9 protein-coding genes are annotated in these 6,971 nt (G+C 73.8%); 5 read left to right on the top strand and 4 right to left on the bottom strand.

All coding sequences use genetic code 11. The features are described from left to right. The coding region (locus RIN80_RS25510; protein WP_375141813.1) for an amylo-alpha-1,6-glucosidase at positions 1 to 407 on the top strand (407 nt) is incomplete at its 5' end. Between the two features lie 12 nt (positions 408 to 419). On the opposite strand, the gene RIN80_RS25505 is transcribed toward RIN80_RS25510, so the two are convergent. From RIN80_RS25505 to RIN80_RS25490, 4 genes are all read right to left on the bottom strand, one after another. Further along, positions 420 to 590 (bottom strand): hypothetical protein, encoded by a 171-nt coding sequence (locus tag RIN80_RS25505; RefSeq protein WP_309097997.1) that lies wholly within the window; start codon positions 588 to 590, stop codon positions 420 to 422. Between the two features lie 209 nt (positions 591 to 799). Beyond that, positions 800 to 1,027 carry a hypothetical protein gene (locus RIN80_RS25500; protein ID WP_309097996.1) on the bottom strand — a complete coding sequence of 76 codons (228 nt, stop codon included), beginning with the start codon at positions 1,025 to 1,027 and terminating at the stop codon, positions 800 to 802. A 403-nt stretch (positions 1,028 to 1,430) separates the two neighbouring features. Next, on the bottom strand, positions 1,431 to 2,453 hold the full coding sequence (locus tag RIN80_RS25495; protein WP_309097995.1) for a hemolysin family protein: 1,023 nt from the start codon (positions 2,451 to 2,453) through the stop codon (positions 1,431 to 1,433). Continuing rightward, positions 2,450 to 3,802 (bottom strand): hemolysin family protein, encoded by a 1,353-nt coding sequence (locus RIN80_RS25490; protein ID WP_309097994.1) that lies wholly within the window; start codon positions 3,800 to 3,802, stop codon positions 2,450 to 2,452. Before RIN80_RS25490 ends, RIN80_RS25495 begins: the two co-directional genes overlap by 4 nt. Before the next feature lie 469 nt (positions 3,803 to 4,271). Here RIN80_RS25490 and RIN80_RS25485 point away from each other — a divergent pair, with 469 nt between their 5' ends. The 4 genes from RIN80_RS25485 to RIN80_RS25470 all read left to right on the top strand — a co-directional run bounded on the left by RIN80_RS25485 (position 4,272) and on the right by RIN80_RS25470 (position 6,966). Then, positions 4,272 to 4,667 (top strand): cell division protein SepF, encoded by a 396-nt coding sequence (locus RIN80_RS25485; RefSeq protein ID WP_094053930.1) that lies wholly within the window; start codon positions 4,272 to 4,274, stop codon positions 4,665 to 4,667. Positions 4,668 to 4,779: 112 nt separating this feature from the next. Beyond that, the gene (locus tag RIN80_RS25480) at positions 4,780 to 5,976 is read left to right on the top strand and encodes an ATP-binding protein (protein WP_309097993.1); all 1,197 of its coding nucleotides are present in this window, start codon (positions 4,780 to 4,782) and stop codon (positions 5,974 to 5,976) included. Further along, a complete protein-coding gene (locus RIN80_RS25475) occupies positions 5,969 to 6,295 on the top strand; it encodes a nucleotide pyrophosphohydrolase (RefSeq protein ID WP_309097992.1) in 327 nt (108 codons plus the stop codon). The genes RIN80_RS25480 and RIN80_RS25475 overlap by 8 nt, the downstream gene beginning before the upstream one ends. A gap of 200 nt (positions 6,296 to 6,495) precedes the next feature. Beyond that, positions 6,496 to 6,966, top strand: coding sequence for a DUF6099 family protein (locus RIN80_RS25470; protein WP_309097991.1), 471 nt, complete (start codon positions 6,496 to 6,498; stop codon positions 6,964 to 6,966). Positions 6,967 to 6,971: the final 5 nt, after the last annotated feature.

The following is a 6,971-nucleotide window of genomic DNA, read 5'->3' as shown; positions in this document are numbered from 1 at the left end:
ACGCGGGGCACCTGCTGTGGTCCGGGATCCTCGACGGTGAACGGGCCCGGCGCGTGGGCCGCCGGCTGCTGGAGCCGGACTTCTTCTCCGGCTGGGCGATCCGCACCCTGGCCGCCGGGCAGCCCCCGTACCACCCGCTGTCCTACCACCGCGGCAGCGCCTGGCCGCACGACAACGCGGTCATCGCGCTCGGCCTCGCCCGCCACGGCCCGGCGGCGGAACTCGCGCGGCTCACGGAGGGACTCGTCGCGGCAGCCGCCCGTCACGGGTACCGGCTGCCCGAGGTCATCGCCGGCTACGACCGCTCCGCGGCGCCGAAGCCGGTGCCCTACCCGCACTCGTGCTCACCGCAGGCGTGGGCGGCGGCGACCCCGCTCGCCCTGCGCACCGCACGGCGACTGGTCTGACCGCTTTCCGGGTCAGTGCTCGCCGGCCGTGGTGGGGGCCGCGGCGTGCCCGGCGAGCGCCTGGCTCAACTGCTGCTGGGTCTCTTCCGCCACCGCGCGGGCCTCTTCGACGACGTCACCGCGTTCGCGTATGAGGCTCTCGTAGATGGGCAGTTCGGCGGTTCGGGTCGCGTCGGTTTGCACAGCGGTCTTCCTGTCGATTCCACAGCCGGTTGCTCAGGGGTCCGAGTAAGTCTGCGTCACGGCCCCGCACCGCGTCACCCACCCCCGTGGTGTCCATATATCCGTCACGTACTGCGCGAATTCCCCATGTGTGTGACCGCGGCGGGGATCTGCCCCGGCACGGGAAAAGGCCCCGGGAAACGATTCCCGGGGCCTTTCCTGGGTGCTCGTCAGAGCGCGGTCGTCCGCACGCCCGCGTGACCGCCCAGCACGGCCCCCTCCGACGACAGGGCGCCCTGCACGGAGGCGCAGACCTCGCTGGTCAGGGGCCCGACGAGGTCGGCGGAGAGCCCGGCCACGAGGCCCGCGGAGGCGCCGGCGCCCGCGTTGCCGCCGGAGATCTGCTCCAGGTCCGCGTCGGACAGCTCGGCGACGTCGACCCGAGGAGTGAGGTTCATGAGGGTGTTTCCCTTCGCGTGAATGTCTCGCCATGGCAGAGGGCGCCGGTGGGCGGCGCGTTTCCCGGAAATTCGCGAAAACCGGGATTCCGCCCCGGCGGCTGTGCCGTGTGCGCAGGATCAAAGCATTCCCCGCGGAAGAGGGCCAGCCGCCCACGGGCCGTGCGCGGCGCATTCCGCCGGCCGTCTTCACCGCTGTGACCGTCGGGTCACCGGATGCGAGAAAGTCTTCACAGGGCCCGTCGCCCGGCGGCACGCCCGCGGTGTTGCGCCCGGCATTCCGAAGCGGGCACTTCGGTGCCAACTTCCCCTGCGGCGGCGGAACCTGGGCGGCCGGCCGGGGCGGCCCGCCGCCGCTCGGCGCGCGGTGTGCAGATGTGCGGGAGGTTCCGGCCCCGTCCCGTCAGGCCGCCGCGGCCGGCTGCATCAGCCGGGCCAGCAGATCGTCCAGCGTGATCAGGCCCGAGAGCCGGCCGGCGTCGTCGCGCACCACGGCCAGGGACGACCGGCGGCGGCGGAGCACCTCGATCGCGTCGGCGACCGTCGTGGCCTCCGTCAGCTCCGGCACCGGCCGGGCCAGGTCCCGCGCGGTCGTCGCACGGCCGCGGGCCCGGGCGACCAGGGCGTCCCGGGCGTGCACGGACCCGAGGACGAGTCCGTCCTCCCGGACGAGCAGCCGGGTGCGGTCGTGTGCCGCCGCCAGCCGCAGCAGGGCGTCGACGTCCGCGCCGCCCTCGACCCAGGTGATGTCGGCGGCCGGGATCCGCAGCGCGGCCACCGGCGTCTCCGGCTCGGTCAGCGAACGGGTCAGCAGCTCGGAGTCGGTCGCGCTGATCAGCCCCAGCCGCTCGGACTCCTCCACCAGGTGCGTCAGCTGCTCCCGGTTGTGCACCGAGGCCAGCTCGTCGCGCGGCGCCACCCGGCACAGCCGCACCAGGCCGTTGCTCAAGTGGTTGAGCAGCCGGATCAGCGGGCGCACGGCGCGCACCACGGCCCGGAAGGGCGGGGAGAGCAGCATCGCCGACCGCTCGGGGTGGGCGATCGCCCAGGACTTGGGGGCCATCTCGCCGACCACCATGTGCAGGAACACCACCACGACCATCGCCACGGCGAAGGCGACGCCGTAGCTCACGGCGCTGGGCAGGCCCAGCGCGTGCAGCAGCGGGTCGAGCTCGTGCGAGATGGCCGGCTTGGAGACCGAGCCCAGGCCGAGCGTGCACACCGTGATGCCCAGCTGGGCACCGGCCAGCATCAGCGACAGCTCGCGCATGCCGGCCAGGGCCGCCCCGGCCCCGCGCCGCCCCTCGGCCGCCGCCTTCTCCATGCGGTGCCGCTTGGCGGCGACCAGCGCGAACTCGGCCGCCACGAAGAAGCCGCTGCCGATCAGCAGCAGCAGGGTCACGAAGACCGCCATCGGGAAACTCACGCCATCTCCTCGGCTTCCTCGGTGTCCCCGGCGTCCCCGAGCACGCTGACGCGCACGCGGTCGGCCACGTGCCGGTCGAGCGTGCGCACCTCGATCACGGCGCGGCCGCCCCCGGGCAGCTCGACCGTGACCCGGTCGCCGACCGTCGGGAAGCGGCCCAGCCGGTCCACGACCAGGCCGGCCACGGTGTCGTAGTCGTCGTCCTCCGGCAGCCGGACACCGGTCACCTCGGCCACCTCGTCCAGGCGGCGGCCGGCGTCGACCAGCCAGCCGTCGCCGACCGCGACGGCGAGGAGCGTGACCTTGTCGGACTCGTCGGCGATGTCACCGACCAGTTCCTCGGCGATGTCCTCGTACGTGACCAGGCCCGCCACGCCGCCGTGCTCGTCCAGGACGACCGCGAACTCGTCGTCCTGCTCGCGCATCCGCGCCACCGCGTCGGGCAGCGCGAGCGTGTCCGGCAGCAGCAGCGGCCGCCGGGCCACCTCGCCCGCCCGCGCGCCGGCGAGCCGGGCCGCGGGCAGCGCCATCAGCTCGCGCACGCCCAGCACACCCGCGATGTCGTCCGGGTGGTCGCCGAGCACCGGGTAGTTGGAGTGGCCGTGCCGGGCGATCAGACCGACCGCCTCGTCGGCGCGGGCGTCCTTGCGGACGAACACGGCGTCGGCGCGCGGCACCATCACCTCGTCGAGGGTGCGTTCGGAGAACTCCAGCGCGTGGTCGAGCAGTGCGGCGGTGTCCCTGGGCAGCTCACCCTGCTCGTGCGACTCGCCGATCAGATGGCCCAGCTCCTCCAGCGTGGCGCCGTGGTGCAGCTCCTCGACCGGTTCGATGCCGGCCTTGCGCAGCAGCCGGTTCGCCGCGGCGTCGAAGACGTGGACGAGGGGTCCGACGAACTTCAGGTACGCCAGCGTCGACGGCGCCAGCGCCTTCGCCAGCCGCTCGGGCACCGCGATGGCGAGGTTCTTCGGGGCCAGCTCGCCCAGCACCATCTGCACGACGGTGGCCAGCACGAAGGCGAGCACCACCGAGACGCCGCTCACGGCGGCGCCGGGCAGGCCGAAGCCGGACAGGGCGGGCCTGAGCAGCGCGGACACCGACGGCTCGGCGATGAAGCCGACGACCAGTCCGGTGACGGTGATGCCGAGCTGCGCGCCCGACAGCATGAACGACAGCCGCTCCAGCACCTTCAGGGCCCGGGCGGCCCGGCGGTCCCCGCCCTCGGCCTCACGGGCGAGGGTGAGCCGGTCGGCGGAGACGTAGGCGAACTCCTGGGCGACGAAGTAGCCGGTGCCGGCGGTCAGCAGGAACACGGCGATCAGGCCCAGCAGGGCCTCCGCGGCACTCATCGAACACCACCCCGCCGTGTGCCGCGCTCAGTGATGCCGTGGCGGGATGGTCCGGGACTGTGCCCCGGGGGGTCCGTCGGTCTGGCGGACAAGGACGCGCTCCTCATGTGTGGTCGGTATCGGGAACAACGCTCACCGGCGCGCCGGTGTTCCCGAATTCTACGACCGTGTAGATGTAAGCGCTGTGGACTGCCTTGCGGGTCGCCTCGGTCCGCCCGGGACCCCTCGGCCGGGCACGGCACCGGCTCGCGCGTCGCCGCGCACTGGTCCGGGCCCATGAAGCGGGCGAGGGACTGCGTGACCGTCCGCGCCAGGGCCTGCCGCGCGTCCGGCCGGCTCGGGGGTCGTGGGCACGGAATCGCCGTTGTGAGGTGCATTGACGTCGCGGAGCGTGTCGCAGTTGGGCCGAACGGGTGACTCTGCGCAAGAATTGCCCGATGCAGACAGCCAGTGCGAGCCAGGACGGAGCATGCCGGTGAACAGCCACGATGTCACCGACGAACAGTGGGAGGGGCTCGCCCAGGTCGTGCCGCTGCGGGGCCGGGACGCCTGGCCCTCCTCCGTCGGCCACCGCTCCATACCCGAGGCCGAGACCGAGGCGCGGCGCCGTTTCGTCGTGCTGCGCGTGAACGTCTTCGCCGACGCCCGTGACGTCGCGGAGACCCTGATGGCCGGCGTGCCGGTGCTGCTCGACCTCACCGGTGCGGAGACGGAGGTCGCCAAACGGGTCCTCGACTTCAGCACGGGAGTCGTCTTCGGCCTGGCGAGCGGGATGCACCGGGTGGACCGGAACGTGTTCCTGCTGACCCCGGCCGGAACCGAGGTGACGGGGCTGATGGAGGGCGTCGGGGTGCCCGGGGCGTGACGCGGGAGGCGGCCGGGAGGGAGGGGACGGTTGACCACCGGGGTCGCTCGATCGTAGGAACACCGGGGAGACGGAACGGTTCGTCCCTCATGCGGAGTCCTACCGTCCGGACATGACGTCACCCTCCGCTCCCGCTTCGGACACCGCCTGCGCCCCGGACCCCGCCACGGGCCCCGCCGCACCCCTCGCGCAGCCCGGCCGCCCCCGTACCACCGAGCTGCGCCTGTCCGCCTTCGCCGGGCACCGCCGGGCCGTGTTCCCGCTGGAACGACTCACCCTCCTGGCCGGCCCCAGCGGCTCCGGCAAGTCCAGCGCGCTGCGGGCGTACGAGGCGCTCGCCCGGCTCGCGGGCGGCGCCACGCTCGGCGAGGCGTTCCCGGACCCCGCCCTCTGCGTCCCGGAGCGGGCCCGGCCCGACGCCCAGCACCGCCGGGGCTTCCGCATCGGCTGCACGGCCGACGGCCCCGCGGGTCCGGTCCGGCTCGACATCGCCGTGCAGGCGGAGCCCGAACTCCGCGTGGTGGGCGAGCGACTCACCTCCGACGGACTGGTGCTGCTGGAGACCGCCCTGCGCGACCCGGGCAAGCGCACGGTCCAGGCCGCCTGGCACACCGCCGGACCGACCCCGGTGACCCGCGGTCCCCTGCCCGACGACCGGCTCGGCACCGCCCTGCTGCCGCTGCGCGTCGCGGGCCGCACTCCCGGGCAGCGCAGGGTGCTGGCCGCGGCCGAGCAGATGGTCGTCGCCCTGCGCTCCGTCTTCGCCTGCGACCCCGAACCCGCCCGGATGCGCGGCCCCGTACCGGCCGGCCCCGGCCGTCTGCTCGGTGACTGCGGGAACGTGGCGGAGGTGCTGTGGCGTACGCGCGCCGAGTGCGGGCGGCGACACGCGCGGTTGGTGGCGGCGGTGCGCGCGGGGTGCGCCGGGCCGGTGACGGACGTGCTCGCCCGCACGGACGGTCCCGGGGCCGTCCGTGCGGCGCTCGACCGCGGCGACGGCGTGTGGACGGACCTGGGACGGCTCGGCGACGGCGAACTGCGCTACGCGGCCCTGTGCTTGGTCCTGCTCACCGGCCCCGGCGTCCTGGAGGTCGACCCGGCCGGTGAGGTGCCCGCCGCGTTCCAGACCCTCACCGTCCTGGCCGACGGGCTCGACCGCGCGCTGGACCCCCGGCAGCGGAGGGAACTGCTGGGGCTGGCGGCCCGGATGTGCGAGCGGGGGCACATCCGCCTTGTCGGCGCGGTCAGCGACGCCTCCTGGGCCGCCGGGACCGAGGGCGTCACGGTGGTACACCTGGACCGTGACTGATCCCCTGGACGTGGCGACACTGCAACGCCGACTGGCCGACTTCGCCGCCGCGCGCGACTGGCAGCAGTACCACACCCCGAAGAACCTGGTCGCCGCGCTCAGCGTGGAGGCCTCGGAACTGGTCGAGATCTTCCAGTGGTTGACGCCCGAGGAGTCGGCGGGCGTGATGGCCGACCCGGACACCGCGCACCGCGTCACCGACGAAGTCGCCGACGTGCTCGCGTATCTGCTCCAGCTGTGCGAGGTGCTCGGCATCGACCCGCTGGCGGCGCTGGACGCGAAGATCGACCGGAACGAACGGCGGTTCCCGCTGCCGTAGCCGGGCTAATGACCCGGCGGGGGAGTCTCTCAGTCCGCTTGTACGCTGCGTAACCAGGAGGCGGCTCGAATCCGAATCGTTGTCCGTTAATTTCCGTCTTCCTCTGGCTTTTGGTCTCACGGCCCTTCACTCTGGGTAGTGAACAAGGGAGTTCGGGCAGGCGGACGCGCGGGGCGCGTCGGACAAGACGGGGGCAGCGCATGGACGCGGTGCGGCTCATCGTGACGAGCAGGCGGTCCCTGGCCGCGGGCGGCGAGGTGCGGGAGGTCATGGCCGAGGTGTGGCAGGCGCAGGCCCTCGCGCAGGCGATAGGGAGCCGCCTCGCGGTCGCCGGCCCACCCGAACTGCGCGGGGAGGCCCTGGGGTTGACGGAGCTGGCGGGGCGCGGCTGCGGCGTCCTGGACGCGCCCGAGCTGGCCCCGGGCGAGCTGCGGGCGGGTCAGCTCACGGAGTTGGGAGACGCCCGCCACACGTTGATGTACCTGGGCGGCCTCCTCGGCGAGGTCGGCATCGCCCTGGTCGCCCTGGCCTGCGCCGCGGCCGACGAGGGCACGTACTGGCAGTGCATGGAGGCCATCGACGCGGCGGACGAGTCCCGCGACCGCGTTCTGGAGATGCTCCGCAGACTCGCCGACCGCGAACAGGCGATACCGGAGCGGGAGGCGGGTTGAGGGGG

This window comes from Streptomyces sp. (assembly GCF_031181705.1).
Lineage (GTDB): Bacteria > Actinomycetota > Actinomycetes > Streptomycetales > Streptomycetaceae > Streptomyces.
This window is presented reverse-complemented; position numbering and strand designations above follow the sequence as displayed.

Excerpts from the sequence above, each read along its gene's own strand:
- RIN80_RS25500 (WP_309097996.1), bottom strand. The coding sequence starts at position 1,027 with ATGAACCTCACTCCTCGGGTCGACGTCGCCGAGCTGTCCGACGCGGAC.
- RIN80_RS25490 (WP_309097994.1), bottom strand. The coding sequence starts at position 3,802 with ATGAGTGCCGCGGAGGCCCTGCTGGGCCTGATCGCCGTGTTCCTGCTG.
- RIN80_RS25485 (WP_094053930.1), top strand. The coding sequence starts at position 4,272 with ATGCCGGTGAACAGCCACGATGTCACCGACGAACAGTGGGAGGGGCTC.
- RIN80_RS25480 (WP_309097993.1), top strand. The coding sequence starts at position 4,780 with ATGACGTCACCCTCCGCTCCCGCTTCGGACACCGCCTGCGCCCCGGAC.
- RIN80_RS25470 (WP_309097991.1), top strand. The coding sequence starts at position 6,496 with ATGGACGCGGTGCGGCTCATCGTGACGAGCAGGCGGTCCCTGGCCGCG.